The following is a 26,912-nucleotide window of genomic DNA, read 5'->3' on the forward strand; positions in this document are numbered from 1 at the left end:
CGGAGCGCCGTGTCAGTGGGCCGCAGCAGGTACCGGCAAGGGGGGCAACGGGACGTCCCCAGCTGGGGCACCCTGCAGAGCCTGGGGGCCCAGCACCAGCATCATCAGAATGAACAGGCTGACCACCACCGCATTGTTCAGGCCGTGCAGCAGCATGGAATAGCGCAGGCCCCGCGTGCTGGCGGCGTGCCAGGTGAGCAGGCCCAGCCAGAGCTGCGGCAACGGCAGGGTGCCCGGCATCAGGTTATGCACGCTGGCAAACACCACTGCCGAGACCAGCCCGATACCCAGCGACAGACCCCGCGCCCACCCCGGCGGCACGACCCGCAGCAGCCCCAGCCGCAGCAGCAACGGAATGCCCCGGAAGATCAGTTCTTCAGTGACCGGCACCACCACCGTGAGCAGCAGGGCGGCGCCGGCCAGCGCCAGGTAAGGGTTCGTACCGCCCAGCGCGTCCTGAAATACGCTGTCTATGCCGGCAGCATTGTCCTCGCTCATGGCAAGCTCGGGGACCAACAATGTCAGCGGCAGCAGCAAGACATACCCCAGGTACGCCAGCCCCAGCTCGCGCAGGGTCTTGCCCAGCGGGCCCGAGCGGGCATAGGCCGCCTGCCAGCGCCGCAGCGGGGCCGGCAGCCAGGCAGGCGGAGCAGGCGGCGGGGCAGCAGGCCGGTCGGTGTCGGTCCCGGGCAAGGTCATCTAGCGCCTGTTCCTGTTGCCCTTGCGGGCAGCTTTTTCGGCCTTGCGCCGGGCTTCTTCCTGGCGGCGCAGTTCCTGATTCATCTCGTCAATGCGGCTGGCGGTCGGGGCGTCCACCTCGCGCTGCATGTCCAGCAGCGTGCTGAGCAGCATGTTCTGCATCATGCGCTCCACCTGCGCCCGCACCCACCCGAACCGCACCTGCCCACGCAGGGTGAGGGTCACTTCAGTGACCGGCTGGCCCGGCACAGGCTTGAAGGTCCACTCCTGCGAGAACTCCTCCAGCGGCCCCATGCCGCGCACACTGCGCCAGCCCCCGGACCGCGAGGTTTTGAGGCCGCCATACTCGGCCTCGAACTTCAGGCCGCCCAGCCGGCGCACCAGCCGGAAGCGGGCGCGGGCACCATTTTTCAGCGTCTGGGTGCTGTCTGCCCACGCGGACTCGGCCATGTTGGAGTCCCAGGCGGCGCGGCGGGTGGGGACCAGCGCCAGCCGGTACAACACTTCCGGACGCGCACGCATAGGCACGGTGTGACGCACGGCGATAGGCTCGGGCCGCCCGGCGCGGGTTGCCGGTGCAGTGCTGACGGGAGCACCGCTGGCGGGAGAACCACTGACAGGGGCAGAGGCCGCCCCCTGACTGCCGCGCACCTCGGGCCGCGCCCTGAAGGTGGTCTGCGACTCTTCGGGGGCGGGCGGCGACTTGGAGCCGGGTTTGCGGAGCAGCTTAAACATGTGCACCACTGTAAAGCAGCCCGGCGTGACCGGCGGCCCTGCACTGCTGGACAGCTCCCCTCATCTCAGTAGGCGCAGGGTAAAGGGATAGCGGTAAGGTCGGCCGTCCGACACACTCATCACCGCCACAATCATAAAAATGATGGGCAGGACATAGAAGAACAGGCCGCCCAGCATCAGCAGGAAGATAAAGCCAATACCGCTGAAGATACCCAGGCCCGCCAGCGCGTCCGACCCGGCAGCGGCCCCGGCGGCTCCGCCCAGGAAGCCCAAGCCGGCCAGGCCCAGCAGCAGCAGCACGCCCAGCGTGGAATAAATCCACATGGAAATCTGAAAGTTCAGCGCTTCTTTTCCCTGGTCGTCCAGCGTACGGCTGCGGTCGCGGTACACCAGCCAGGCCACCAGCGGCCCCAGCAGGTTGCCGAAGGCCGGAATCAGGAAGGCCAGCAGCGGCGAGAGGTGAATCAGCATGGCGGGAGTGCGGTCAGGTTCACTCAGGCCTGCGCCGGCAAGCGAATCCAGCTGCGCCGCTGCAGGCGTCGAGAAGCTTGCTGGCGGAACTCCGGCAGGGTGAGCTTCGGAAGTGGGAGGAACGCGCTTCATACTTGACACTACGCTCCCAGGCTCACTACAGTTCCCGGACTGTGACACGCCCCGGCTCCCGCTTCCGCCCCCGCTCTGCCAAGGACACGGCCGCCCGCGACCGGCTGCCGCTGAAGTCGGTGATTCAGCCGGCCACGCCGGTCAGCGGGCAGCGCGTGACCCTGTTCAGCGATGGGGCCTGCGACACCACCAAGGGGCACGGCGGCTGGGCCACCATCTTGCGCTACGGCGAGCACGAACTGGTCCTGAGCGGCAACGAGCGGGACACCACCAACAACCGCATGGAGCTGCGCGGCCTGCTGGAGGGCCTGCAGGCGCTCAGGCGCCCGTGTCAGGTGCAGGTGGTCACCGACAGCCAGTACCTGCGTAAAGCCTTTACCGATAGCTGGATTACCGGCTGGATGCGCAACGGCTGGAAGACGGCCAGCCGCGAGCCGGTCAAGAATCAGGACCTCTGGGAAGCCCTGATTGATCAGGCACGCACCCACGAGCTGACGTTCGTCTGGGTCAAGGGCCATGCCGGGCACTCCGAGAACGAGCGGGTCGATGAACTGGCGGTGCAGGAGCGCAAGAAACTGCGCTGAGCCTCAAATTCGCCCCTCCGCGAAGCCCGTTTGGCCGGAAAAATCCCTTTCGGAGACTTTTCTCCATTAGTTAGCCGCTTTTTCAATGTGTCTTGCCAGCTGTCACGTTGTAAGAGCCTGAGTTATCCGTGTACCTGCGCGCCTCAGCGAAGAACTCTCTTCCGCCCGATTGGCAATTGACCTATGCTGTGGCCGTGAGCGCTGTTATTCATCTGCAAGCCCTGGGTCTGACCGAGTACGAGGCGCGGGCCTACACTGCCCTGCTGGCCCTGGGACGCTCCGTACCGGCGCGGGTGGCGCGGCAGGCCGGTATTCCCCGGCCCAAAATCTACGAAACCCTGGAACGCCTCGAAGGCCGTGGCCTGGCCAGCAAAGTGGGCCAAAACCCGCTGGAATATGCCCCGCTCAGCGCCCGCGAGTACCTGACACGCTCGCGCCGGGCTTTCAGCGACCGGCTCGAAGCGCTGGACCGCGACCTGTCGCGCCTGACGCCTGACCCCGCACCGGAGGCCGTGTACCACCTCAACGGTGAAGCGGCCCTGCGCTCGCTGTGCGAGGACCTGATTCTCAATGCCCGGCAGCAGGTGTACATGGCCGGCAGCCCCGCTCTGGCCGACCGCCTGGAAGCGCTATGCCCACGCGGTGTGGCTTTGACCCGTGCCCACCTGGCCGACCTGCCCCCCATCGCCGCCAGCGGCCAGGACGCTTTTCTGCTCACCCGCGACGCCGAGGCGGCCGTCATTGCCCACTTTGTCCCGGCGGACGCCGACATTGAGGCCCACGGCGTCCATACCCACAATCCGGTCATCATTCACCTGATTGACGGCTACGTGCGCCTGGCCGCCCAGCACCCGGCGCCGGCCAAAGCGAAGGCAGCCCGCACGGCCCGGGGCAGCAAAAGTGCCGTGCAGCTCCAAGAAAGCTGACCCGCAGCGGAGGTGTTGACAAGACCGGGCCTCCGCTGTAATCTATCTGAGCCTTCGGGGCTGTGGCGCAGTTGGGAGCGCGTCTGAATGGCATTCAGAAGGTCAGGGGTTCGAATCCCCTCAGCTCCACCAAGATGGAAAAGGAACGCCCGGCAACTTTGCCGGGCGTTCTCCTTATCTCACCCTCCTGTGTTCTCCTAGGGGTGGGGCTTGCATCCTCTCGCTCACCGCGCTACTCTGTATCGGCCCTAAGGTCAGCCCTGAGGCGACGTAGCTCAGCTGGTTAGAGCGCACGACTCATAATCGTGAGGTCGAGAGTTCAAGTCTCTCTGTCGCCACCACCTTCCCCCGCCCCACCCGGCGGGGATTTTTTGTGCCCTTATGCTGGAGCCATGAGCGCAGCGGCCTCCAGCACATCCGAACCCACCAAAGCGCAGCGCCTGCGCCGCCCGGAGCGGCTGGCCCGGCTGGAGCTGCCCCGCGTGCTGGCAGCCTTTGCCCCCGTTCCGGCACGGGTGCTGGACATCGGGACTGGAAGCGGCGTCTTCGCCCAAGCGTTTGCCGAGGCGGGAGCGCGGCAGGTGGCCGGCGTGGACCTGAGTAGCGAACTCATTCAGGCCGCCCGCGAGTACCTGCCGGCCGGCAACTTCCGGGTGGCCCCGGCCGAGACGCTGCCCTTTGCCGCCGGCACCTTCGACCTGGCCTTCATGGGCCTGATGCTGCACGAATCGCCTGACATGGCCGCAGCCCTGCAAGAAGCCCGCCGGGTGGCCCCACGCCTGGGCGTACTGGAATGGGCCTACCGCGAGGAGGAAAGCGGACCACCCCTATCCCGGCGCCTGAACCCCCCGCAGTTGGAGGCACTGGCGCGGGCGGCCGGTTTCAGCCGTATGCAGCAACTGGAACTGAGCGAATTCGTGCTGTACCGGCTGGAGGCGTAGGCAGCGGCATAAGAAAGGGCCCCACAGTGGGGCCTCTCAGCAGGACTTGACAGCTTACTCCTGCAAGTCTGCCGGCACATCCGCCGCAGGAATCACGAAATAGTCAATCGGCTTGAAGGTGCCGTTGTTGCTGCCCTCCGCCGAGCACGCGGTCAGGCCCACAATCATGTCCATTTCGGCGCGCAGTTCCAGACGCTGCCCGGCCTGCGAGATGGGCGGCCCGATGTTGACCCGGCCCTGCCCATCCACCAGCACGTTCATAAAGATGTTCAGCGTGGTGGGGATCTGGTCGGGCTGAATGCCGTAGGGCGCGAACGCCTGTACCAGGTTGGAAAAGCAGCTGGGGTGGCCCTCGGCGGTGCCGGGCGGGTAGAGAATCTCGAAGGTTTCGGTGGAACAGGGGGTCAGCAGAAAATCGTGCCGGCCCACGTCGTCGCGCAGCAGAGTGAACATGGGACGCGAACGGTTGGAATACAGCACGTGCCCGGTGGTCAGGTAGATGGTCTCGTTGTAGTCGAAGGTGCGGCCCGACGAGAGCCACTCCTCTTTGTTGTCGGCGGCAAAGGCCATCAGGTCGGACACCTGTTCGCCCTGCGGGTCAATGACGACCAGAATATCGCCCCTACTCATGGTGAAGCCGCTGCCGCTCTGGGGCGGAATACGGGTCACGTCGTAGCCTGATTCGTCGCGGGCAGCGTGGCCGGAAGTGGGTTGGGTCATGCATTCTCCTCTGTTGATGGGGCGGCCTGTGGCAGAGCGGCCGCGTTCTCAGGCGCAGCGCCGAAGCCGAGCGGGCAGTGGCCGAACGGGGCCTGCCAGCCGGGTTCCACGGCCCGACCAGAATACTGCCGCGCTTCGGGGGCGGTGCCGTAGTCGGCCAGGTTGGGGTTGATGCTGCCCTGCAATTTGATATCGCGGCTGCGGATGGTCTCCTGAAAGCGGGTCCAGCGCCCATCGGCCTTCAGGGCACGGAACTGATGGTGCGAGTTGAAGACCAGCATGGCGTAGGGAAACCGCCGAGCAATGCGCGAGGCCCCAGGATGCAGCCCCACAATGAAAAAAGCCTGCCCACCGAACGAGTAGCCAAAATCGGGCGAGGTGCTGTCACTGCTGACTTCAGTGCTGTAAGGCTGGTCGTCCAGCAGCGAGAGCGCGTGCAGCTGCTCCCAGACCAGGCGCTCGAAGGTCAGTTCGTCCACCTCGCCGGGAAACTCGAACACGCTGACAAAGCTGGTGAAGTCCGAGTCCATCTTCGGCTGCTCGGCCTGGAAAGTGCGCAGGTCCCGGGCCAGGGCCAGCGTGGTGTCCAGAGTGGCCAGCTGTCCGTAGGTGCGCAGGCGGTACATGTCGGTATTGACCGACGCCTTGGCTGCCACACAGGGAAAGTCGGGGGCCAGAATCTTGTCACGGAAGGCCGCCTCGGCGCGCACGGCAAAAGGCTCGGGGGCAGAGGCGGGGGCTGGATAAATCAGCGGGCCGGGCAGGTGGCCGGCGCGGCGTGGAGGGTTGTGAATCGTCATAAAGCCTCGGGGTTGAAAGGAAAGGAGGACGTTCAGGTCACTTTCGACCTCTCAACCATAGGGACTGCGGCAGCGGCGGCGTGTGGCTTATGCCCTTTATGGCGGACTTCTCAACCCCGCCTAAAGCCTGTGGAAAGGCCTGTTCATCTTCCGAGTCCGTCCCGGCGCCCCAGGGCGAGCAGCACGCGGGGAGCGTAAGCTCCAACCCGCTTCCTCCGGGCAGATTTCCTAGACTGCCCCGCATGACCGCCGTGACCGAACCTGCCGTGACCGAACCCCTGACCCTGCCCTGCGGCGTAACGGTCAAGAACCGCCTGCTCAAGGGCGCCATGAGTGAGGCTCTGGGAAGGCGCGACCACGCCCCCCGGCCCGAACTGCCCGCGCTGTACCGCCGCTGGGCCGAGGGCGGCACCGGCATCCTGCTGACCGGCAACGTGATGGTGGACGCCCGCGCCCTGGGCGAACCGGGCAACGTGGTGCTGGAAGACGAGCGGCACCTCGCCGAGTTCCACGCCTGGGCGGTGCAGGGAAGCCGGAACGGAGCGGCACTGTGGATGCAGCTGAACCACCCCGGCAAGCAGGCGCCACGCGGGCTGAATGCCGGCGGCACGGTGGCGCCAAGCGCCGTGCCGTACCCCGGCGGCATGGCCCGCGCTTTCGAGACGCCGCGTGCGCTAACAGTCTCCGAGATTCATGACCTGACGGCCCGCTTCGCACGCTCGGCGCGGCTGGCGCAGCGGGCAGGCTTCGGCGGGGTCCAACTGCACGCGGCGCACGGCTACCTGATGTCGCAGTTCCTCTCTCCCCGGCACAACGTGCGGCGAGACGAGTACGGAGGCAGCCTGGAGAACCGGATGCGCTTTGTGCTCGAAACCTTCAGGGCAGTGCGGGCGGCAGTGGGACCACATTTTCCGGTCAGCGTGAAGCTCAACTCCTCGGATTTCGTGCGCGGCGGTTTCTCGGAAGAAGACAGTCTGGCGGTGGTGGCGGCGCTGGGCGAACAGGGCTGCGACCTGATCGAGATTTCCGGCGGCACCTACGAGAAACCGATGATGCTGGGGTCACGCGAACGCGGCGGCTTTTTCGCTGACTTCGCGGGGCGGGCGCGGGCGGCGGCGGGCGTGCCGCTGTGCGTGACCGGGGGCTTCCGTGACGCCGCCACCATCCGGCAGGCGCTGGCGAGCGGGGCAGCCGACGTGGTAGGTCTGGCCCGCCCACTGGTCACCGACCCGCAGTTCAGCGCCCGCGTGCTGCGCGGCGAGGACGTGAGCAGCGAGGTGCGCCCGCTGAGGACCGGCGTCGCTCTGCTGGACGGCACCGGCTACCTGGAAATCGCCTGGTACGAGGACGCCATGCGGCGGCTGGCACGCGGCGAGCAGGTCCGTGCCAGCGAGGCTCCGCTTCTTGCCCTGGCCCGCATTGCCGCCGAAACCGGCCTGGGCGCGGTGCTGAAGCGGCGGCGGGCCTAGGAAATGTCAGCACACGGTGTCAGGCGCAGAATGTGAGCACAGAGGGCAGCGAGCAGCGCAGACCAAAGACCTGTGGGAGGGGACCAATGGTAGCGCTTCGGCCTCAGTTTCGCACGGCCCGACTTCACGGTAAAAGGGCGGCGGGCAGCGTTGAATGGTCGGTGTAACAGCGAATGAAACGCGCACTCTAACCCTCAGCAGCGCCGGGAGAACTGGCGCCGTCCGGCCGCCGCTACCGCCTTTGCCTTGCCGTTTTCCTACCCCGAGAACCCAGGAGGATTTCCATGTCCAGACCACTGCTCATCCCTGCCCCGCTGACCGCACTTGCCGTTTCGGCGCTGCTCTCGCTGGGAACTGCCGCCGCCCAGACCTCCACGGCCCAAACTTCTACAGCTCAGACTTCTACAGCCCTGGCGGCCACCGCGCAGACCACCGGCACGCCGGCTGATATGGCCCCGCCCCCTGCTCCCGACCCTGCCGCCCGCGTCCAGGCGCCGGCCGGTACGGTGACCGGCTTTGTGCAGAGCGGCGTGAAGCGCTGGTTGGGGCTGCCCTACGCCCAGCCGCCAGTGGGTGAGCGGCGCTGGAAGGCCCCGCAGCCGCTGCCGCGCTGGGACGGGGAACGCAGCGCCACCGTGGCCGGGGCGGCATGCCCGCAGTTCATCTCCATTCCTGGCGTGGGCCAGCAGAGCCGCGGCGCCGAGGACTGCCTGACGCTGAACGTGTACGCTCCAGACGGCGCGGTGCAGACCGCCCAGCCACTGCCGGTCATGGTGTGGATTCACGGCGGCAGCTATCAGACCGGCGCCGGCTACGACTATGACCCCAGTGTGCTGGCCCGTGAGCAGAACGTGGTGGTGGTCAGCGTCAACTACCGCCTGGGTGCCCTGGGCTTCCTGGCTGCCGAGGCGCTCAACGATGGTGGCCGCGTGGGCAATTTCGGCCTGCTGGACCAGCAACTGGCCCTGAACTGGGTGCGCGGCAACATCGCGGCGTTCGGTGGAGACGCCCGCAACGTGACCGTGTTCGGGGAATCAGCCGGCGGCATGAGCATCTGCCAGCAGCTGGCCGCACCGGGGGCGCGGGGCCTGTTCGACAAGGCCATTATCCAGAGCGGCCCCTGCACCGCGCCGGGCATCACCGTGCCGCGTGCCGAGGCGGTGGCCCGCAGCAGCCGGATGATCGAGGCGCTGGGCTGCGCAGTGAACGACGCCGACTGCCTGCGCGCTCTGCCGGCCGAGCAGCTGGCGAGGGCCCGCCCCGAAGGCCTGGGCGCCGGCTTCGTACCGTTCCCGCCGCTGCACGGTGACGCCACCTTGCCCCGCGACCCGGCTGAGGTGTTCGCTGCCGGGAACCAGCAGCGCGTGCCGGTACTGATCGGCAGCAACTTGGACGAGGGCACCCTGTTCACCGCCTGGGCGGGCGACCCGCACCGCGACCTGAGCTTGGGCGAGTACGTCGGCCTGAACGTGGTCATGAACCGTGGCCGGGCCCTGCGCGTGCTGGGCGCCTATCCGGTCAGCGCCTACGGCACCCGCGCCCTGGCCGGCGCCGCCTCCGTGACCGACAGCGTGTTCGCCTGCCCCACCAGCGACCTGGCCCGTAACCTGAGTGCCGCAGCGCCCGTGTACGCCTACGAGTTCCGCGACCGCAGCGCCCCCAGCCGCCTGACACCCACCGCCGGCATTCCCCGCTACGGCGCCTTCCACGCCGCCGAGCTGCCCAGTATTTTCGGCACCCCCGTCAGTCTGGGCGACCCGGCGCAGTTCACGCCGCAGCAGGCGCAGCTGGCCCGCACCATGCGGACCTACTGGGCCAACTTCGCCCGCACCGGCAACCCCGGCGGCAGCGGCCTGCCCCAGTGGCCGGTGATGCAGCCGGGAGGCGCTCCGGTGGTCACCTTCCAGCCGCAGGGCGTGGGCATCACCAACGATTTCCGCAAGCTGCACCAGTGCGGCACGGTCTGGCGCTAGGCTGGCAAACATGATCGCCGTCGCCAACCGTATCCCCGTGAACCCCGAGTTCGCCGCCGCCTTTGAGGAGCGCTTTTTGAACCGTCCCGGCAACGTGGAAGCGCAGCCGGGCTTCATCGCCACGCACCTGCTGCGGCCCACCGCGCCGGGCCAGCCCTACACCGTGCTGACCTACTGGGAGAGCCGCGAAGCGTTCGAAGCGTGGCGCACCAGCCCCAGTTTCAAGGAAGGCCACAAGGGCGGGCAGACCCTGCCGGAAGGCACGCTGGCCGGCCGCAACGAGCTGGAACTCTGGGAGGTGTTCAGCCACACCGGAGACGCCCTCTAGGGTTGGGAGACCCCGGCCATATCCTGCTTGCGCGCTGCCGTCAGGGTCTGCCGGCGGCGGCTCCATTCCAGAGAAATCGGCGGCCCCAAAACGAGCATGCACCAGCGGTCGGGCTGACCGGCTTCATCCACGAAAGGCCCCGGAACCAGGCCCGGCAGGAGCGGCAAGAACGCCATCAGGCTTCCCAGCAGCACCCCCAGGCCCCACAGCGTGAAGGGCCCAGCGTCCGCCCAGGCGGCCTGAGTGCGGGTCAGGCCCCTGGACAGCAGCTGCCCGCGCAGTGCCGTAAGGGCCTGGTCGCCCCGGCCCGCCACTGTCCAGAAGTTCCAGCCTCCAGGCCGAAGCTCCTGCGAGGCGGTTCAGGATAGCCTGCAGGCCTAGAGGACGCCGGAAACAGTGCCCGCCCCCATGGCCTAGCATGGGCCGCATGAAACTCCAGCTTGGCCAGCCTGCTCCCGAATTCAGCGCCGTCAGCGACGACGGCCGCCACGTCCGCCTGCAGGACCTGCGCGGACAGTGGACGGTGCTGTATTTCTACCCCCGGGCCAACAGCTACGGCTGCTCTATCGAGGCGCAGCGCTTCGAGCAGTTCCTGCCGCAGTTCGCGGCGCTGGGAGCGCAGGTGATCGGGATCAGTACCGACGCGGCGCCGGGGCAGGCAGCTTTCCGAGAGAAGTGCGGGCTGTCCTATCCCCTGCTGCCCGACCCGGACCAGACCATCTGCCGCGCCTACGGTGTGGTGGGTGGACTGACCGGCCTGCTCGGGGTCTCGGGACGGGCCTCATTCGTCATTGACCCTCAGGGCCTGCTGGTCCACCAGCGCCACGACCTGAACCACACCGTACACGTGCAGGCTGCGCTACAAGCGATTCGGGAGAAGCAAGAGCAGCTGGCATAAGCATATCCAGAACATAATTTTTCCATCCCCGTGTGCAATATTTCTCCCTTCATCTTCACAGTTCAGAAAGGAGTTTCGCTCTCTGCTGTTCTATCTGTTAGGTTGGCCGCATGTCCAAAAAACTCGGGTATCTGACGGCCCTGCTGGGCCTGTCCCTGCTCACCTCCGCTCGGGCCGATGCGGATGCAGCGGAGCCCGTCGCAACTTCTGGCGCGGCCACGGCGACTTCCAGCGCAGCAGCGCGCAGGGTCACCGCACCTCCCAGCTTCGACCCACGGGTAATGGAACTGGCAGCGGCTCCCCGGGCAGACCGCATTGAGGCGGACATCCGCACTCTGGTGGGCTTCGGAACCCGCCACACCATGTCCGAAACGGCGTCGGACACCCAGGGCATCGGCGCAGCCGTGCGCTGGATGAAGGCCGAGTTCGAGAAAATCAGCGCCGAGTGCGGCGGCTGCCTGGAGGTCTACGAGCAGCGCACCCTGGTCAAGGCCGGCAGCGAGCGCATTGACCGCGACACCGAGGTGGTGAACGTGTACGCCGTACTGCGCGGCACCGTGCGCCCCAACGATTACGTCATCATGTCCGGCGACATCGACAGCCGGGTGACCGACGTGATGAATTCCACCTCGGTCAGCCCTGGCGCCAACGACAACGCCAGCGGCCTGGCCGGAACCATTGAGGCGGCCCGTGTGCTGAGCCGCTACAAGTTCGCCAACTCCATCGTCCTGGCGGGCCTGAGTGGCGAGGAGCAGAACCTGTACGGCGGCGAGTTCCTGGCGGCCAAAGCCAAGGCGGAAGGCTGGAATGTTATCGGAGTACTGAACAACGACATGATCGGCAACATCGAGGGCGTGAACGGTGTGGTGAACAACCGCAGCTTCCGCATCTTCTCCGAGCCGTACTTCCAGGGCGCCGACGAGAAAACCTTGCAGCAGCGGCGCTACTACGGCGGCGAGGTAGACGGCCCCAGCCGGCAGCTGGCGCGCTACGTCTACCGCACCACCCAGACCTATCTGCCGCAGCTGGACCCGATGATGGTGTACCGCCTGGACCGCTTCGGGCGCGGCGGCCACCACACGCCCTTCAACAACGCCGGCTTTCCGGCCGTGCGACTGATGGAAACCAACGAGAACTACAACCGCCAGCACCAGGACATCCGCACCGAGAACGGTGTGCAGTACGGCGACGTGATTGAAGGCGTGAACTTCGACTACGCGGCCCGCCTGACCGGGGCAAACGTGGCGGCGCTCGCTTCGCTGGGCTGGGCTCCCGCCGCGCCGACGGACGTGGCCCTGGGCGGTGGGGTGCAGCCGGCCGCCAAGCTGCGCTGGAAGCCGGGAAGCAGCCGTAACCTGCTGGGCCACAAAATCTACTACCGCCTGACCACCGAGCCGCAGTGGACCCACTCGGTCTGGGTGCCCGCTGGCACCAACGAATACACCATGACTGGCCTGGTGGTGGACAACTACTACTTCGGCGTGGCCGCCGTGAGCCGCGACGGCAACGAGAGCCTGGTGCAGTTCCCCAGCAGCGTGTTCCGCGACTGACCCCGCAAGCAGCCACGGTCAACCGCATGCAGAGGGAGCCACTCAACTGGTGGCTCCCTCTTTTGCCTGCAGCTCTCCGCCGGGCTCGCCGGGGGCTGTCCTCGTCTGCGGCCCACCTGCGGCATTTCCTTATTCAGGGGGCCGGCCAGCCCTGAACAGCTTATTCCTCGTCTTCTTCCTCTACCGTTTCGCCGGCCAGCACCTGCTCAAAGGCGGCGGTCAGCTTGGCAGGTGTGGCCCTGGCTCCGCCGATACGCTGCGTGCCATGCGGACCATGTACCAGCAGCGTGGGATAACCGGAGATGTCCAGCGTCTGGCGGCGCTCGAAGCCGGCCAGCGCCTGAATTTCGGCCGCAGGGTCGGCAAGGGCGCGGGCAGCAGCGGCAGCGTCCAGTCCCAGTTCGCGGGCCACACCCCCAATCACTGCCGGGTCATGCAGGTCCAGGCCGTCCCAGTACCAGGCGTGCTGCAGGGCATGGGCAATGTCCAGTCCACGCGACGGCGCCAGCGAGTGCAGCGCCCAGTACGCCCGCGCCGCCACGCCGGAATCCAGCACGGTGCTGCCCTCCTCCACGCTGCGGCGAAAGCCCTCGCCGGTGGGCACGCCCGTCATGTTGGCCACCCGCGCCGCCGATTCCAGCACGCGGGGTTTTTCGCCTACCGGCTGCACCCGGTCCCCAACCAGCAGGCCGCCGGGCAGCACTTCCAATTCGATGCGGTCTGCGTTCTGCTGGGCAAATCCACGCAGCGCCTCGCCGAAGCCCCAGCACCAGATGCAGTAGGTGTCGGTGACATAGGTCAGCTTGGTTTTGGTCATGGGAGGATTGTGGCATGCCGGGCGAATGCTGCGCCGGACTAAGGACTCCGCCGGCACTGCTCCGCCAGCCATGCCCGCGCCGCCTCCGGGGCCGCTCCGGGGTCGGTGGGCTGCTGCGGCTCAAGGACTCCGCCGTACACTTTCCCCGCAGCGTCCGTATCCAGCGCCACGGTAAGCAGCATCTCCGTGCCGCCGTACAACCTGCGAACCTGATTGGCCGATGACAGCCCGGCGCTGGGCGCCCCAAAGGTGCGGGTGTCGCCGCGCCCATAAAACGCCAGCAGCGCCACCTCGCCCGAAGAGGCGGTCCGCCCATCTTGCAGCACAGCCACCGGGCCCTTGAGCGGTTGAGAGTGCTGCGTGCCGAACGTGGAGCGGCCGCCCAGATACACTGCGCCGTCCTGGAGGGCAAGCTCGGTCACGTTGCCCCGGTTGTCCACGAACCCGCCGACCCGGCCACTGCCCAGCAGCGGGCTCAGCCCCGCCAGCATCGGCTCCATGTTGCCGCCGGTGTTGCCGCGCAGGTCCACGACCCAGCCGCAGCCCGTCGCGGCCTCAGCGTTGACCAACCCCTGCGCCAGCATGTCCGCGTACGTCTGGAGAACCTGGGCATCATCGGCCGCCACTGCGGGCACCGCCACGGTGGTCACCCCATCCGAGGTTTCTACGGTGGGGGTCCGAGGTGGTCCCATCCGCTCGGAGAGGCTCTGACCTTCCTCCAGCAACTTGGAGTGTGGCCCGCCGGCCACCGCCAGCGCTTTCCGCAAAGCCGGAAAGGTGGAGGCGTAGTCGGGAGCTTTCCGCGTGGCAGCCACAGCTTCTGCACGTGCCCTCTGCCACTGCTCGCCTGTAGCGTAGTAGCCGTTGTCCATCAGGCTCAGGGCCGTATCCGCGTAGGCGGCCGGGGCCGGCGGCCTCAGATAGACACCGAAGCGGGGGCCATACTGCCACAGGAGCGCCAGCCCCGCCAGTAGCCCCAGCAACAGCAGGCCCAACACCACCTTGAACGGGGCGGGGAACCGGCCCCGCCGTTCCTTGCCACGCGACATCTGGTCCATATGCCAACCTAACAGCCGGGCTCCTCCACCGTATGAGCCGCCCTCGCCCCCTTGCCCTCAGCGGCAATCAGGGCCAGCGCCACCCGTAGAGCTTCGGTCCGGCGCCTCATCAGCGTGTGCTGGGCGGGCTTCAGCTTGCCGCCGGCCAGCACCTTCTCGCACTTGCCCAGCAAGGAGGCGAGGGCGCGGTGGGCTTCAGCGAGTTGGTCGGGGGTGAAGGTGGACATGGGGTGAGGATAGAGAGGAGCACCGGGAGAACACGTCGGCCAAATGGACTAAAGGCAAAAGGGCCCAAGCTTGCGCCCAGGCCCCTTCTCGCATGCCGTGATGCTGGCAACCGTTACTTCTCGCGGACCGTCCAGCCCTGCGCCTTCACCGCGTCAATCTGCGCGGCGAACACCGGGTCCACTTCCTCATCGGTCAGCGTCCGTGCGCCACGGTAGGTCAGGCGCACGGCCACCGAGCGGTTGCCCTCGCCCACCTGCTCGCCCTGATACACGTCGAACGGCTCCACGCTTTCCAGCAACTCGCCGCCCTCGCGTTTCAGCACGGCGGCAATCTCGCCGTAGCTCACGTCCTGCGGCGCAATCACCGCCAGGTCACGCCACGCGGCGGGGGCGCGGCTGGGGTCGCGGAAAGCCCACTCGCCCGCAGGCAGCGGCAGGCCCAACTCGGCCAGGAAGGTGTCGCCCTTCAGCCCGAATTCCTGCGCAATTTCGGGGTGCAGCGCGCCCAGCCAGCCGGCGGGCTGACCGTTCCACAGCACTTCGCCGGCAATGCCAGGGTGCAGGGCCGCTGGAACCTCGTCGCCGCGCAGCTGCCGCAGCTCGAAGCTGGCGCCGCTGGCTGCCGCGAAGCTCTGCACCAGCCCCCGGAACACGCTGAAATCCCCGCTCACGCCATCCTGATAGGTCTTGGCGGCCAGGTCGCCGCGCATCAGCAGGCCGAGGCGCTCGGTTTCGCCGCCCGCCGGGAAAATCCGCCCAATCTCGAACAGCAGCGCCCGCTCGCCCTTGGCGTAGGCGCCCGCTGCCCGCAGGAGCGAAGGGTAAAGGGCGGTCCGCAGGCCAGTGCGGTCGGCGGTCTGGGGGTTTTGCAGCCGCACGCCGGGCACCTCGGTGCGGGCCTTGCCGGCTTCGTCGTCGCTGGTAAAGGTGTAGGTCACAGCTTCCTGAAAGCCCAGGCCGCTCAGGGTGCGGCGCAGCGTGTCGCGGCGCTCGCTCTGGGCAGAAGCGCCCACGTTGCTGCCGTGAACGCGCAGGGTGGGCAGCGTCTCGGGCAGCTCGGCGTAGCCGTGCAGGCGGGCCACTTCCTCGGCCAGGTCCTGCCAGATGTGCAGGTCCACCCGCCAGGAGGGCGGCTGCACGGTAAGCGCGTCGCCCTCGCCCGACACCTGGCAGCCCAGCCGCGAGAGGATGCCGCGCATCTCGGCCGTTTCGATGTGCATGCCCAGCAGGGTACGAATCTGGTCGCCGCTGGTCTCGATGGGACCGGGAACGCTGGGGCTGGGGTCGCCCACCACCGTGGCGCCGGGATGCGGCTGTCCGCCTGCCCCGGCCAGCAGGCCCACCAGGCGGTCGGCGGCGCGGGGCGGCAGCAACGGGTCCACGCCGCGCTCGAAGCGGTACACGGCGTCGGTCTTCAGCCCCAGGCGCGAAGCGGTGCGCCGCAGCAGCACCGGGTCAAAGTGGGCCGCTTCGATGACCACACCGGTCGTGCCCGCTGTGACATGGCCGTGCTCGCCACCCACGATGCCGGCAATGCCCAGCACACCCTGGCCCTCCTTGGCTTTACCCGCCGAACCGAAGGCCTCGGCCACGCTGGAAATGCCCCGGTCGCGGCCGTCCAGAATCAGCAGGTCTTCCTGGCCTACCGTGTGCGTGCCGCCCAGCAGGTCGCGGACTTCTTCGCCCTGGCGCAGGCCGAAGCTCACCAGAATCTGGTCGCCCTGCACCTCGGCGCGGTCGTACATGGCGGTGGGCTGGCCCAGTTCCAGCATCACGTAGTTGCTGGCGTCCACAATCAGGTCGCGGGGGCGCAGGCCGCTCAGCGTCAGGCGGCGCTGCATCCACAGCGGGCTGGGGCCGTTCTGAAGCCCCGAGACCGTGCGCGCCACGAAGTGGTCGCAGCCGTCGCGGTAGGTGCCGGTGGTGTCCCGCTCCAGCACCAAGCCTTTGGGAGGCAGCGACACGGTGATTTCGCCGGGGCTCGTGGCCGCCGGGCCGGCGGGCGGCTCGCGCAGTTCCAGCTCCAAAAAGGCCGCCAGGTCGCGGGCCAAGCCCAGCGCGCTCAGCACATCGGCGCGGTTGGGGGTCACTTCTATGTCCAGCACGGAATCGGCAGGCCAGAGCGTGTGCAGTGGCGTGCCCGCCGGGGCCTCGCCGGCACGAATCAGCATCACGCCGGCATTCTGTTCCCCAATGCCCAGCTCCTTTTCGCTGGCCGCCATGCCCCAGCTCTCCACGCCCTGCAGCTCGCGCACGCCGTAGGTCATGCCGCCGAGAGTGGTGCCGGGAGTCACCAGGGCCAGCATGGTGCCCGCAGGCAGGCCCACCGCGTTGGGCGCACCGCTGGCGATGGTGCGCTGACCGTGCTCGGGGCCGGCATCAAAGGTGATTTTGGTCAGTTTGGTGCCTTCGATGGGCTCGGTGCTCAGGACTTCGGCCAGAATCACGCCCTGCGGGACGGTCGGCACGTCTTCCACGCCTTCCAGCGGCAGGCCAATCTGCGAGAAGATCGGCTCCAGTTCAGTGACGGGCGGCAAGGCGGGAATCAGTTCTTTGAGCCAGGAATAGGGAAGTTTCATAGGTTGACCTCGTCGGGGGCATGGAGGTGGGGGGCATGTTCGCGGACCAGAGCGCGCAGCACTTCGGGGACCAGATTCACCTCGTCCAGCCGGGACAGGTCCACCCACTGCGGGTCGTAGGAGTTGGCTGCACTGTTGCGGATGCCTTCGGGGCCGTCGCCCAGGCGCATCTCACCCCGGACAGCCCGGCACAGGAAGTAGTGTTCGTGGTTGTTCAGGTTGTCCAGCTCCAGCACCTGCTGGCCCACCTCCACGGTCAGGTTGACTTCTTCGAGCACCTCGCGGGCGGCAGCTTCGGCGGGCGTTTCGCCGTCCTCAATGCCGCCGCCGGGCAGGGTGGCGTAGGCGTGGCCGTTCTTGCGGCGCAGAATCAGCAGAATCTGGTGGTCGTTATAGATAAGCGCGGCAGCACGCTGTCTCATGGGGTTCCTCCTTGGGAAAGGGAGGCCGGGGCGGGCAGGTCGTCCTGCCACTCGCCCCCGGCCAGCAGGGAATGCTCGGGCAGCGGCTGGGCATACACGTACACCCAGGCCGTGCACACCGAGCCGTCCGCCAGCGTCACTTCACGCAGTTCGCGGTGGTAGAGGTTGGCCGCATCGCCCGGGCCACGGTAGCCTTCCAGCTCGTCTAGCCGCGCCAGTACCGCGTCCATTTGCGCGGACGGGTAGGTGTACAGGTAGCCCTGCACCTCTCCCCCAGTCTCGGCAAAGACCAGGCCCGGATAAGCGCCCAGATGGTGCAGCGCCGCGCCGCCGAGCGTGGCGGGCTGGGCCTGCGGCTGGGCCACGGCCGCAGGCCAAGCGGCATTGCGGTGCCCCGGCTTGAGCGTGCCGTACACGAAGACGTGCGGCGTGGCAAGCTGCGCGGCCAGGTACTGCCGCAGTGCGCCCAGATGCAGCGGATAAAACGTTTCTGGCCGGGCGTCCAGCAGGCCCTGCAGTTCGGTCAGCGGCACCCAGCGGGGGCTGTGGCTTTCGCCGCTGCCCTGCGGTTCTCCGGCTGCCTCACACAGGAAGGTGGTCAGCAAGATGGAATACCCACCCGACAGGTTCTGGGTGACACAGTAGGGCTGGAACGTCTGCACGCCGTAGCCCAGGCTTGCGCCCGTCCAGCAGGCGGCTTCACCTCCGATCTGGGTCAGGGTCAGGCCCGTTTCTTCGGCCACCTCACGGCGCAGGGTGTCGAACACGCTTTCGTACTCGCGCACCTTGCCGGCGGGCAGCTCCAGCAGGCCGTTTTCTCTACCCGCGCCGGGCTTGCAGCGGGTTTGCAGCAGCAAGCAGGGCACACCGCCCACCGTGCGGACGATAAGGGCCGCCGCACAGGGAACAGCGAAAGATTCAGTGGTGGGCGCAGGCAGCTCAATCATGGCACTATCCGTTCAGCTCACCCCGGAACTGCCCCATCACCTTGGGGTCGTTGGCGTAGAAGTAGCGGATGTCGGGAATGCCGTATTTCAGCATCGCAATTCGCTCCGGCCCCAGCCCGAACGCGAAGCCCGTTTTGCCCTCGTACACGCGCTCTTTGCCCGCTTGCTCGCGCAGGTCGTCCACGGCCCTAAACACGTTGGGGTGAACCATGCCGCAGCCGCCCAGCTCCAGCCATTTGCTCTCGCCGCGTGGGTTGTCCCAGTACACGGCGAAGTCGGCGCCCGGCTCCACGAAGGGGTAGTAGCTCGGCTGGAAGCGCACTTTGGCGCCCGCGCCGTACAGCCCGCGTGCCATTTCGGCAATCGTGCCCTTGAGGTCGGCCATGCTGATGCCGTCGCCCACCACCAGGCCTTCCAGCTGGTGAAACATCGCCTCGTGGGTGGCGTCGGTGGCCTCGTAGCGGTAGACCTTGCCCCGCGAAACCATCTTCAGCGGCGGCTCGTGCTCCACCATGTAGCGAATCTGCATGTTGGAGGTGTGGGTGCGCAGCAACCGGCCGTCTTCCAGCCAGAAGGTGTCCTGCAGCTCGCGGGCGGGGTGATACCAGGGGATGTTCAGGGCCTCGAAGTTGTAGTGCTCCTCCTCCACTTCCGGGCCTTCCACCACCTCGTAGCCCATCCGGCGGTAAATATCGGTCAGTTCGCTGTACACGCGGGTAATAGGGTGCAGGCCCCCGGCAGGCAGGCCCAGGCCGGGCAGGGTCACGTCAATGGCTTCGCCGCGCAGCCGGGCGTCCAGGGCTTCACGCTTGAGCACGCCCTCACGTTCGTCGAGCGCAGCCTGAATCGCGGTGCGCACCACGTTGATTTCCGCTCCGCGCGCCTTGCGCTCCTCGGGGGGCAGCTTGCCCAGCGCTCCCAACTCCTGGGTGACCAGGCCCTTTTTGCCCACGTAGCGGGTCTTGACCTGCTGCAGCGTGTCCAGGTCCTGGGCGGCTGCAATTTCCTGAATGGCTTGTTCTTGCATCGTTTCTCCTCTGTATCTCTTCTGGTGTATCTGTTCTGGTGTATCTGTTCTGGTGTATCTGTTCTGGTGTATCTGTTCTGGCTCCTGCTGACGGTCCACTATTGCTGGCGGTCCTGTGCTCCTGACGGTCCTGTACTGCTAACAGCGGCCCTGCACCTGCTTGCCAAAAAAACCCCCCGCCACAGGACAGGGCGGGGGAAGCACGGGGCCGAAAACTTTCAGCCCGGTGCGTTTCCCCCGCTGGTAAATGGCGAACGTGTACCCACAGCCCCTAACCTAGCGGCTGCGCAGCTGACCTGGCAAGCCGGGCTCGGGGCAGCAGCGAACCAGCACCCAGCAGGCAGGAATCCGCACCCAGGCGCCAGCCTTCGGGCATCAGTCTTCCGGTCTGGCGGCCTGCGGACTGCCGCAGACCACCCGCTAACATAGGGACGATGAAGGAGTGCCTTTGAATACCGAACTTGCCCTGCTGGTCACTGGCCTGCTGCTGCTGGTCAGTCTGGTGGTGGGCCGGGTCGGGGGCCGCCTGGGCGTGCCGGGGCTGCTGCTGTTCCTGGGCGTGGGGATGCTGGCCGGCACCGACGGCCTGGGAATTGAATTCAGCAACTACACGCTGGCGCAGGGCCTGGGAACATTGGCGCTGTGCTTCATCCTGTTTCAGGGCGGCCTGAGCACCGACTGGCGGGAAACTCGCCCCGTCGTGCCGCGCGGGCTGGTGCTGGCTACCCTGGGCGTGTTGCTGACCGCCGGCGTCATGGCGACCTTCGCCCACTATGTGCTGAGCCTGCCCTGGCTGATGGCCTGGCTGCTGGGCGCCATCGTCAGTTCCACCGACGCCAGCGCCGTGTTCTCGGTTCTGCGTGAGCGGCAGCTGGCCCTGACCGGCGATATCGCTCCACTGCTGGAATTCGAATCCGGCGGCAACGACCCGATGGCCGTGTTTCTGACCGTAGGCATCCTGACACTGATCGAGCAGCCGGAGCTGGGCGTGGTCAGCATCGTGCCGCTGTTCATCAAGCAGATGGTGATTGGGGCTGTGCTGGGATTCGCGCTGGGGCGGCTGGGCCTGCGGGCGCTGCGGCGGCTGCCGCTTCAGTTCGAGGGCCTGTATCCGGTGCTGACCATCGCCATCGCCCTGCTGATTTTCGGCGGCGCGGCGGTGGCGGGGGGCAGCGGATTCCTGGCGGTGTACATCGCCGGCGTCATCATCGGCAATGCCACCTTTACACACAAGCGCAGCCTGCTTTCGTTTCACGACGGCCTTTCGTGGCTGATGCAGGTGCTGATGTTCCTGACGCTGGGCCTGCTGGTGAACCCCCACGAGCTGCTGCCCACGGCCGGCGCGGCGATGCTGGCGGCCCTGGTGCTGGTGTTCGTGGCGCGGCCACTGTCGGTGTTCGCCTCCCTGCTGCCGTTCGGCATGCCGCTGCGTGAAGTGAGCATGGTGGCCTGGGTGGGCCTGCGCGGCGCCGTGCCTATCGTGCTGGCGACCTTTCCGCTGCTGGCCGGGGTGCCCTACGCCCAGAGCCTGTTCAACCTGGTGTTTTTCATGGTGCTCACCAGCGTGCTGCTGCAGGGCACCACCCTGCCGCAGGTGGCGCGGCTCCTGGGCGTGCGCGGAACCTTTGAGGAACCGACCCACCACCCCATCTCTTTTACGCCCACCGGCCGCGGCAAGAACGACATGGTCGAAGTCGAGGTGGGCAGCGGCAGCCCCGCCGACGGCGCCATGATTATGGACCTGCCACTGCCCGAAGAGGCGCTGATTATGCTGGTCCACCGCCAGGGCGAGTACCTGGTGCCCAAAGGCCCCACCGAGCTGCGCGGCGGCGACAGCCTGCTGGTCCTGGCCACCCCGAGCGAGCTGGACGAACTGCGCCGCTGCTTGCAGGCCCCGGCCTGAGCAGGCCCCACCAGAGATTTGCCGGCCTGCTCCTGCATCTCCGCTCCTGCATCTTTATGGATAGGCCCGCAGCTACGTCTGCCCCAGGGAGACATGGCTGGCCGCCCTCAGGCGCGTCCGGTGGACACAGGTGCTAGCGTAAGGCAAATGACCACGCCATTAGAGCAGAAGGACCAAACCGTCTTCGACCTGATTCAGCAGGAAGCCGAGCGCCAGCGCCTGGGGCTGGAACTGATCGCCTCCGAGAACTTCACCTCGGCAGCAGTGCGTGAGGCGGTCGGCAGCATCGCCACCAACAAGTACGCCGAGGGCTACCCCGGCAAGCGCTGGTACGGCGGCTGCGAAGTGATTGACAAGATCGAGCAGCTCGCCATTGACCGGGCCTGCGAACTGTTCGGCGCCGCCTGGGCCAACGTGCAGCCGCACTCGGGGTCCAGCGCCAACATCGCCGTGTACGCCGCGCTGCTCGAAGAGGGAGACACCGTGATGGGCATGGACCTCAGCCACGGTGGGCACCTGACCCACGGCAGCCCGGTGAACTTCAGCGGCAAGCGTTTCAACATCGTGGGCTACCGGGTGGACGAGGAAACCGAGCGCCTGGACATGGAAGCGGTGCGCGCCCTGGCCCTGGAGCACAGGCCCAAGATGATCATCGCCGGGGCCAGCGCCTACAGCCGCCAGATCGACTTTGCGGCGTTCCGCGCCATTGCGGACGAGGTCGGCGCGTACCTGTTCGCGGACATCGCTCACATCGCCGGACTGGTGGCCGCCGGGCTGCACCCCAATCCGGTCCCCCACGCCCACATCGTGGCGACCACCACCCACAAGACCCTGCGCGGCCCCCGCTCGGGCCTGCTGCTGTCCAACGACCCCGAGCTGGGTGCCAAAATCGACCGCGCCATTTTCCCCGGCCACCAGGGCGGCCCCCTGGAGCACGTGATTGCCGGCAAGGCCGTGGCCTTCGGTGAAGCGCTCCAGCCCGCTTTCAAGGACTACGCCGCGCAAATCATCAAGAATGCTCAGGCGCTGGCTGCCGCTATGGAAGCGCGTGGCTACCGCATCGTGACCGGCGGCACCGACAACCACATGTTCCTGGCAGACCTGCGCCCCCAGGGCCTGAACGGCACCAAGGCCACGCAGGCGCTGGACGCCAACTTTATTACCATCTCCAAGTCCACCCTGCCCTTTGATACCGAGAAAATCCTGCACGGCGGCGGTATCCGTATCGGCACGCCCGCAGTGACCACCCGCGGCATGAAAGAAAGCGACATGGACCGGGTGGCCGACCTGATTGACCGCGCCCTGAAGGGTGAAGACGTGAAGGAAGAAGTCCACGCCTTCGCCGGTCAGTTCCCGATGCCATAAGGCCAGTCAAAAGGTCTAAAAGTCGAAGGGTCTAAGGAAATCATCCCTTAGACCCTTTGACCTTTAGACGCTCAGACAGTCAGACTCAGAGTTCTTCGAACTCGAAGCGGTCGAACTGGCCGCCGCGCAGCACGCTCTGGGTCTGTTCGCCCAGGTAGGTCTTGCCGGTGATGGCTTCCAGCGCGCCCCAGATGGCGCCCATGGTAAAGGTGCAGTTGCGGTCGCTGCCCATCTCCTCGCCGGCCGAGCACACCGTGTCGGTGGTGTCCACGATGATTTTGCCGTTTTCCTCGCGCACGTCGTGCACGGCGGCCAGGCGGGTGCCTTCCTTACCGATGGCGCCGTTCAGTTTGGCGGCCAGTTCACCGATAGGAGCGTTGGTGCCGGCCACGCCCAGGTCGCGGGCCAGGTTGCCGCCGCGCACTTTGCCGGCGCGGGTGAACACCACGCTGGCCCCGTCTTTGCCCAGGGTGTCTTCCACGCCGGTAATCACGGCCTTGAAGCACACCACACTGCTGAATTCGCCCAGTTCGTCTCGTTGGTAGGTCATGTTCGTCTCCTTTTTCCTTACAGAACCGCGGTCACGCGGGAAGCGGCGTCACGGGCTTCCATGTTCAGCAGGCCGATGTTCATGCCGCTGGGGGCCACCACAGCCAGCACGCCTTTGCGTCCTGCGGCGTAGATGTAGACCTGGCCGTCCAGACCCGCCACGCTCATTTCGCTGAGGTCGCCGGTGCCCAGGGTGTCGTTGATGCGCTTGCCCAGACCCAGGGCGGTTGCCGCCATGGCGGCGACGCGGTTGCCGTCGGTGTTGTCGGTAAAGAGTTGGGCGATGGGGAGGCCGTCCACGGTGGCGATCATGGCGCCGCGCAGGTCGGGAATGGCGCTCCGCAGGTCGGAGATGATGGCTTGCAGCTGTTCCTGTTTACTTCCGGTCATGGTGGGCTCCTTTTGGACCGGAGGGATTCCAGTCCGCAAGACACCGGGAGAGACTGTTTCACCAGCCTAGGGGGAAACCCGGTGTCTGAACACCCAAATCAAAACATTCTGCCACTTACAGCCTCGTCACACGGTTTGGGGGCCAAATCGCCAGAGATCAGGCAAGGAATCTGTCAGATGTTATCTGTCAGACACGGCGATATCAGCGGCGGCGGCGCTCCTCCAACTGGGCCTGCTGGCGCTCCAGCTGCTGCTCGTACACCTGCCGGCCCAGGTCCAAAAAGAGGTAGACGTCCGGGTCTTCGTTGCGGTAATAGGCCAGCGTGCCTTCCTTGCGGTAGGTGACAAAGTGATTGGTGCGCAGCACGGCAAGGTGCTGGCTGATGCTGGCCTGCTCGCCGCCGGTCAGCTCCTGAAGCTGGGTCACGGTCTTTTCTCCGTCGCGCAGGACATCAAGAATCGCCAGGCGCAGCGGATGAGCCAACGCCTTGAAGAACTTGGCCTTGTACTGGTGAATGGGTTGGTTCATGCTTGCTCCTCTGGGCGCTGCGGCTCTCTTTTCCCTACAGGAACTGAGGCAAGAGACGCCGCGCATTTTTGTTTGCGGGCAAGTATACTAGGATGTTTAACGTCCCCGGAGACTTGCGGGGAGTGGAAAGAGCACGGCAAGCCCACCCGGGGCGCCGCCAAGAGGAGTGAAATGGCAGAGAAGAATATTGACCGCATGTTGGAAATGACGGACAGCAAGTACCGCCTGTCGGTAATTACCGCCAAACGTGCCCTGCAGCTGAGTGCCGGTGCCCCCAGCGTGCTGCCGGCCGAGCAGAAAGCCAAAATTCACAACGTGGTGACCCTGGCCATGCGCGAACTGGCCACCGGCCAGCTGACCACCGGCCAGGAGCTGATTGACGAGCAGCGCTTTTTTCAGGACTATCAGCGCCAGCGCCAGATTGAACTGCAAAAGCAGCTGACCGCCGAGCGCGAACGCGAACGCGACTGAGCCGGCATCCGGCGCTGCTTCCGGTGGCGAACCTCGGAAGCGCAGCAGACCCTGCACCCCAGAGTTGCAGGGTCTGTTTCTATTTCTATTTTGTCTGCCCCTTAGCCGGGGCCGCGCCCGTAGTCCAGCAGCCGGGGCACCAGCGGGCGCAGTTCAGGGGCCAGGCGGGCAATCAGGCGTTGCTGCTCGGCCGGGACATGGTGGCCGAGCGCTCCCCAGGCCTTGAGAGCGTAGATGGCAGCGTGCTGCGCGTGCGTGCCCACGTGGGCCGTGGCGGCAGCGTGCCCGGCCGAGCGGGCGGCGAACTGCGCGGCGCGGCCCGTGCTGCCCTCTCCCCAGCGGCGTGCCGCTGCATGGGCCGCCAGTGCTCGCTGCCGGGCAGCGGACATGTCCAGTTCTCCGGCCGCCCAGCACCGAGCCGCTTGCACTGCCTGGTCCGGGGCCGGGTCGCCGGAGGCAGCCTCGGCGCACAGCGCCAGCACCTCCTGGGCGCAGTCGGCCGCCCAGCGGGCCAGCGCCTGCTGCTCGGTCAGGGATATGGACATGGTCAGGGACATGCAGTTCTCCATTCTGCTGCGCCGGCCCCGGTCAGCAGGGGCCAGCAAGGGGGCAAAGCGGGTACGGGGACAGTGGCCCAGTGGACAGGTGCTCCAGTGTCCCTCCCCCACTCGCACAGCGCACTGACAGCCGTGGCGTGCCTTCTCTCCTGTTCGCCTACTTCTTCTACCAGCCCTCAATCTGCCGGGCCGCCTCGAAGGCTGCTACGCCCGCCGCCACGCTGAGGTTCAGGCTGCGCCCAGTTCCCGGCTGCGGCAGCTTGAGCGTGGGCAGCGGCTCTCGCAGCCAGGCAGGCAGGCCGCGTGACTCGGGGCCCAGCAACAGGTAGTCACCGCGCTGAAAGCCGGCCTGCGTATGGTACTGCTGGGCGTGCGTGGAGAACGCCCAAACCCGCGCCGTCTGCGGCAGTGCCGATTGAAACGCGGTCCAGCTGTCATGCTGGTGCAGCTCCACCCCCTGCAGGTAATCCATCACGGCGCGGCGAAACTCGCGGTCGCCCAGGTGGAAGCCGTAGGGCCGAATCAGGTGCAGCGCTGCGCCCAGCACCGCGCAGGTGCGGGCCACGTTGCCCACGTTGCCGGCCTTTTCCGGCTCAAACAGCACCACGTGCAGCAGGGGACCGGGCGCTTCCATCTCAGTCACCGGCGCGCACCAGCAGCACGGTGGCCCGCGCCTGCACGTGGTCCGGGGCCAGGCCCTCGGAGGTCTTGAAGCTGAGGCCCACCTCGGCCGGGTTCAGGCCGCACAGCCGCGCCACGTTCGCGGCGATGTCGGCCCGCAGCGGCCCCAGCTTGGGCCGGTCGAGTGTGACCACCAGCGCCAGGTTGCCGGGCAGGTAACCGCGCTCCCGCACCACTTCCAGCGCCCGCTTGAGGATGTGGGCCGAGTCCAACCCTTTCCAGGCCGCGTCGGTGTCGGGGAAGTACTGGCCGATGTCGCCCGCCGCCACGCCGCTCAGCAGGGCGTCGGCCAGGGTGTGCAGAATCACGTCGCCGTCGCTGTGAGCCTCGGCACCGCGCTCGGCAGGCACGGTCACGCCACCCAGCACGAGCAACCGCCCGGCGCTCAGGCGGTGGGCATCTTCGCCGTAGCCGACGCGGAAAGGAAGTGAAGCAGTCATGCCCAGGATTCTAGACTGGGCAGACCGCTGGCCGTCCCCGCGTCAGTCCACAACCGTCACGACCAGCCGTTTCATCCACCCCGCCCGAAGTTGGCAGAAAGCACCCCGGTCACGGTCGCCGCCCACAAGCCAGCTTTCGCTGCCCTGGCGCTGGGCAGCGGGGTTGCTCCGTGCCTGGGCGAAGCACGCCGCCAGCTGCGGGGCCGTGACGGTCCGGCCCAGGCCCAGCGAGGCGAAGCGGACGGCCAGCGGCTCATCACCCATGCCGCGAAAATCGAGTGCAGCGTAGACCACCAGGCCAGACAGCTCAGGGGCTCTGGGCTCATCACGGCGGCCAATGGTTACTGTGGCCCCATCTCGCAGACGGTAATGGTAGTCCTTGATCCACCCCAGAGACTCGGAATCTATACGCTCGGAACCCACAAAGCGGCAGCCCTCGGCGCGGCAAAAGTCACTGTGAAAAAAAGACGCCTGACTGGAAATCAGCGGGGTGCGGCTGGCTGCGAGCGCCGGGGCCAGCGCGGACAGGGCGGCCAGGGTGAGCGAGAAGAGGGCCACACTGTTCAGACGGGTCATCGGCAGCACTCCTTGCTGGTGGGGCAAACGGCGAAGGAACATGGGCCGGTCACTGGAGGCCGGGCCTGCCCAGAGCTTAGCAGTATTCAGCCCTGCGTCACACTGCCTAAGCACTCCGTCAGCCTGGGCGCCGGGGAGCCGGGGAGGC

31 protein-coding genes and 2 tRNA genes are annotated in these 26,912 nt (G+C 67.0%); 13 read left to right on the forward strand and 20 right to left on the reverse strand.

Annotated features, from left to right (window positions below; genetic code table 11):
- Positions 1 to 12 precede the first annotated feature (12 nt).
- The 3 genes from DEIPR_RS07840 to DEIPR_RS07850 are packed head-to-tail and all read right to left on the reverse strand — an operon-like array spanning position 13 to position 2,037.
- A complete protein-coding gene (locus DEIPR_RS07840; protein ID WP_013615291.1) occupies positions 13 to 699 on the reverse strand; it encodes a CPBP family intramembrane glutamic endopeptidase in 687 nt (228 codons plus the stop codon).
- Positions 700 to 1,434: an SRPBCC family protein gene (locus DEIPR_RS07845; RefSeq protein WP_013615292.1), complete on the reverse strand. Its 735-nt coding sequence runs from the start codon at positions 1,432 to 1,434 to the stop codon at positions 700 to 702. It lies immediately after the preceding gene.
- Between the two features lie 60 nt (positions 1,435 to 1,494).
- Positions 1,495 to 2,037, reverse strand: a complete 543-nt coding sequence (locus tag DEIPR_RS07850; protein ID WP_148231812.1) for a DUF4870 domain-containing protein — start codon at positions 2,035 to 2,037, stop codon at positions 1,495 to 1,497.
- A gap of 41 nt (positions 2,038 to 2,078) precedes the next feature.
- Between DEIPR_RS07850 and rnhA the strand changes: the two genes are divergently transcribed.
- From rnhA to DEIPR_RS07875, 5 genes are all read left to right on the forward strand, one after another.
- A complete protein-coding gene (gene rnhA / locus DEIPR_RS07855; protein WP_013615294.1) occupies positions 2,079 to 2,621 on the forward strand; it encodes a ribonuclease HI in 543 nt (180 codons plus the stop codon).
- Positions 2,622 to 2,815: 194 nt separating this feature from the next.
- Entirely contained in the window at positions 2,816 to 3,547 is a 732-nt protein-coding gene (locus tag DEIPR_RS07860; protein ID WP_049775113.1) for a TrmB family transcriptional regulator, read from the forward strand.
- A gap of 56 nt (positions 3,548 to 3,603) precedes the next feature.
- Positions 3,604 to 3,679: transfer RNA gene (locus DEIPR_RS07865), tRNA-Ala, on the forward strand.
- 132 nt (positions 3,680 to 3,811) lie between these two features.
- A tRNA-Met gene (locus tag DEIPR_RS07870) sits at positions 3,812 to 3,888 on the forward strand.
- Between the two features lie 51 nt (positions 3,889 to 3,939).
- A complete protein-coding gene (locus DEIPR_RS07875) occupies positions 3,940 to 4,488 on the forward strand; it encodes a class I SAM-dependent methyltransferase (RefSeq protein WP_013615296.1) in 549 nt (182 codons plus the stop codon).
- Positions 4,489 to 4,542: 54 nt separating this feature from the next.
- On the opposite strand, the gene DEIPR_RS07880 is transcribed toward DEIPR_RS07875, so the two are convergent.
- Positions 4,543 to 5,208 carry a DUF1989 domain-containing protein gene (locus tag DEIPR_RS07880; RefSeq protein ID WP_013615297.1) on the reverse strand — a complete coding sequence of 222 codons (666 nt, stop codon included), beginning with the start codon at positions 5,206 to 5,208 and terminating at the stop codon, positions 4,543 to 4,545.
- A complete protein-coding gene (gene gntA / locus DEIPR_RS07885) occupies positions 5,205 to 6,008 on the reverse strand; it encodes a guanitoxin biosynthesis heme-dependent pre-guanitoxin N-hydroxylase GntA (protein WP_013615298.1) in 804 nt (267 codons plus the stop codon). Before gntA ends, DEIPR_RS07880 begins: the two co-directional genes overlap by 4 nt.
- A gap of 242 nt (positions 6,009 to 6,250) precedes the next feature.
- Here gntA and DEIPR_RS07890 point away from each other — a divergent pair, with 242 nt between their 5' ends.
- The 3 genes from DEIPR_RS07890 (at position 6,251) to DEIPR_RS07900 (ending at position 9,778) form a co-directional block, all read left to right on the forward strand.
- On the forward strand, positions 6,251 to 7,477 hold the full coding sequence (locus DEIPR_RS07890) for an NADH:flavin oxidoreductase/NADH oxidase family protein (RefSeq protein WP_013615299.1): 1,227 nt from the start codon (positions 6,251 to 6,253) through the stop codon (positions 7,475 to 7,477).
- A gap of 284 nt (positions 7,478 to 7,761) precedes the next feature.
- Positions 7,762 to 9,450 (forward strand): carboxylesterase/lipase family protein, encoded by a 1,689-nt coding sequence (locus DEIPR_RS07895; RefSeq protein ID WP_013615300.1) that lies wholly within the window; start codon positions 7,762 to 7,764, stop codon positions 9,448 to 9,450.
- A 10-nt stretch (positions 9,451 to 9,460) separates the two neighbouring features.
- Positions 9,461 to 9,778 (forward strand): antibiotic biosynthesis monooxygenase family protein, encoded by a 318-nt coding sequence (locus tag DEIPR_RS07900; RefSeq protein ID WP_013615301.1) that lies wholly within the window; start codon positions 9,461 to 9,463, stop codon positions 9,776 to 9,778.
- Here DEIPR_RS07900 and DEIPR_RS07905 read toward each other — a convergent pair.
- Positions 9,775 to 10,092, reverse strand: a complete 318-nt coding sequence (locus DEIPR_RS07905) for a hypothetical protein (RefSeq protein WP_013615302.1) — start codon at positions 10,090 to 10,092, stop codon at positions 9,775 to 9,777. The genes DEIPR_RS07900 and DEIPR_RS07905 overlap by 4 nt on opposite strands.
- A 113-nt stretch (positions 10,093 to 10,205) precedes the next feature.
- On the opposite strand from DEIPR_RS07905, the gene DEIPR_RS07910 reads away from it, so the two are divergent.
- Together DEIPR_RS07910 and DEIPR_RS07915 are read left to right on the forward strand one after the other, a co-directional pair.
- Positions 10,206 to 10,676, forward strand: a complete 471-nt coding sequence (locus DEIPR_RS07910) for a peroxiredoxin (RefSeq protein WP_041222777.1) — start codon at positions 10,206 to 10,208, stop codon at positions 10,674 to 10,676.
- Positions 10,677 to 10,786: 110 nt separating this feature from the next.
- A complete protein-coding gene (locus tag DEIPR_RS07915) occupies positions 10,787 to 12,226 on the forward strand; it encodes a M28 family peptidase (protein ID WP_013615304.1) in 1,440 nt (479 codons plus the stop codon).
- A gap of 160 nt (positions 12,227 to 12,386) precedes the next feature.
- Here the strand turns inward: DEIPR_RS07915 and DEIPR_RS07920 are convergent, their stop codons facing one another.
- The 7 genes from DEIPR_RS07920 to pheS form a co-directional block, all read right to left on the reverse strand.
- Positions 12,387 to 13,043 (reverse strand): DsbA family protein, encoded by a 657-nt coding sequence (locus DEIPR_RS07920; protein ID WP_041222011.1) that lies wholly within the window; start codon positions 13,041 to 13,043, stop codon positions 12,387 to 12,389.
- A 38-nt stretch (positions 13,044 to 13,081) separates the two neighbouring features.
- The gene (locus DEIPR_RS07925) at positions 13,082 to 14,101 is read right to left on the reverse strand and encodes a S41 family peptidase (protein WP_049775116.1); all 1,020 of its coding nucleotides are present in this window, start codon (positions 14,099 to 14,101) and stop codon (positions 13,082 to 13,084) included.
- Between the two features lie 8 nt (positions 14,102 to 14,109).
- Complete coding sequence (locus DEIPR_RS07930; RefSeq protein WP_013615307.1) at positions 14,110 to 14,328, reverse strand: hypothetical protein; 219 nt, start codon at positions 14,326 to 14,328, stop codon at positions 14,110 to 14,112.
- Positions 14,329 to 14,441: 113 nt separating this feature from the next.
- A complete protein-coding gene (gene pheT / locus DEIPR_RS07935) occupies positions 14,442 to 16,907 on the reverse strand; it encodes a phenylalanine--tRNA ligase subunit beta (protein ID WP_013615308.1) in 2,466 nt (821 codons plus the stop codon).
- The gene (locus DEIPR_RS07940) at positions 16,904 to 17,329 is read right to left on the reverse strand and encodes an NUDIX hydrolase (protein WP_013615309.1); all 426 of its coding nucleotides are present in this window, start codon (positions 17,327 to 17,329) and stop codon (positions 16,904 to 16,906) included. The genes pheT and DEIPR_RS07940 overlap by 4 nt, the downstream gene beginning before the upstream one ends.
- Entirely contained in the window at positions 17,326 to 18,276 is a 951-nt protein-coding gene (locus tag DEIPR_RS07945) for a gamma-glutamylcyclotransferase (RefSeq protein ID WP_013615310.1), read from the reverse strand. Before DEIPR_RS07945 ends, DEIPR_RS07940 begins: the two co-directional genes overlap by 4 nt.
- Positions 18,277 to 18,280: 4 nt before the next feature.
- A complete protein-coding gene (pheS, locus tag DEIPR_RS07950; RefSeq protein WP_013615311.1) occupies positions 18,281 to 19,303 on the reverse strand; it encodes a phenylalanine--tRNA ligase subunit alpha in 1,023 nt (340 codons plus the stop codon).
- A 448-nt stretch (positions 19,304 to 19,751) separates the two neighbouring features.
- On the opposite strand from pheS, the gene DEIPR_RS07955 reads away from it, so the two are divergent.
- Both DEIPR_RS07955 and glyA read left to right on the forward strand, forming a co-directional pair.
- A complete protein-coding gene (locus DEIPR_RS07955) occupies positions 19,752 to 21,206 on the forward strand; it encodes a potassium/proton antiporter (protein WP_013615312.1) in 1,455 nt (484 codons plus the stop codon).
- Between the two features lie 147 nt (positions 21,207 to 21,353).
- A complete protein-coding gene (glyA, locus tag DEIPR_RS07960; protein ID WP_013615313.1) occupies positions 21,354 to 22,571 on the forward strand; it encodes a serine hydroxymethyltransferase in 1,218 nt (405 codons plus the stop codon).
- A gap of 85 nt (positions 22,572 to 22,656) precedes the next feature.
- Here glyA and DEIPR_RS07965 read toward each other — a convergent pair whose 3' ends face one another.
- From DEIPR_RS07965 to DEIPR_RS07975, 3 genes are all read right to left on the reverse strand, one after another.
- On the reverse strand, positions 22,657 to 23,121 hold the full coding sequence (locus tag DEIPR_RS07965; RefSeq protein ID WP_013615314.1) for a hypothetical protein: 465 nt from the start codon (positions 23,119 to 23,121) through the stop codon (positions 22,657 to 22,659).
- A 17-nt stretch (positions 23,122 to 23,138) separates the two neighbouring features.
- Positions 23,139 to 23,510, reverse strand: a complete 372-nt coding sequence (locus DEIPR_RS07970; RefSeq protein ID WP_013615315.1) for a roadblock/LC7 domain-containing protein — start codon at positions 23,508 to 23,510, stop codon at positions 23,139 to 23,141.
- 202 nt (positions 23,511 to 23,712) lie between these two features.
- Positions 23,713 to 24,039 (reverse strand): ArsR/SmtB family transcription factor, encoded by a 327-nt coding sequence (locus DEIPR_RS07975; protein WP_013615316.1) that lies wholly within the window; start codon positions 24,037 to 24,039, stop codon positions 23,713 to 23,715.
- 171 nt (positions 24,040 to 24,210) lie between these two features.
- On the opposite strand from DEIPR_RS07975, the gene rpoZ reads away from it, so the two are divergent.
- Positions 24,211 to 24,510 carry a DNA-directed RNA polymerase subunit omega gene (rpoZ, locus tag DEIPR_RS07980; protein ID WP_013615317.1) on the forward strand — a complete coding sequence of 100 codons (300 nt, stop codon included), beginning with the start codon at positions 24,211 to 24,213 and terminating at the stop codon, positions 24,508 to 24,510.
- 101 nt (positions 24,511 to 24,611) lie between these two features.
- Here rpoZ and DEIPR_RS07985 read toward each other — a convergent pair whose 3' ends face one another.
- The 4 genes from DEIPR_RS07985 to DEIPR_RS08000 all read right to left on the reverse strand — a co-directional run bounded on the left by DEIPR_RS07985 (position 24,612) and on the right by DEIPR_RS08000 (position 26,764).
- Entirely contained in the window at positions 24,612 to 25,067 is a 456-nt protein-coding gene (locus DEIPR_RS07985) for a putative immunity protein (protein ID WP_013615318.1), read from the reverse strand.
- 166 nt (positions 25,068 to 25,233) lie between these two features.
- Positions 25,234 to 25,701, reverse strand: a complete 468-nt coding sequence (locus DEIPR_RS07990) for a tRNA (cytidine(34)-2'-O)-methyltransferase (RefSeq protein ID WP_013615319.1) — start codon at positions 25,699 to 25,701, stop codon at positions 25,234 to 25,236.
- Between the two features lies 1 nt (position 25,702).
- Entirely contained in the window at positions 25,703 to 26,188 is a 486-nt protein-coding gene (ispF, locus tag DEIPR_RS07995) for a 2-C-methyl-D-erythritol 2,4-cyclodiphosphate synthase (RefSeq protein ID WP_013615320.1), read from the reverse strand.
- 42 nt (positions 26,189 to 26,230) lie between these two features.
- On the reverse strand, positions 26,231 to 26,764 hold the full coding sequence (locus DEIPR_RS08000; protein ID WP_013615321.1) for a hypothetical protein: 534 nt from the start codon (positions 26,762 to 26,764) through the stop codon (positions 26,231 to 26,233).
- Positions 26,765 to 26,912: the final 148 nt, after the last annotated feature.

The sequence above is a fragment of the Deinococcus proteolyticus MRP genome (assembly GCF_000190555.1).
Taxonomy (GTDB): domain Bacteria; phylum Deinococcota; class Deinococci; order Deinococcales; family Deinococcaceae; genus Deinococcus; species Deinococcus proteolyticus.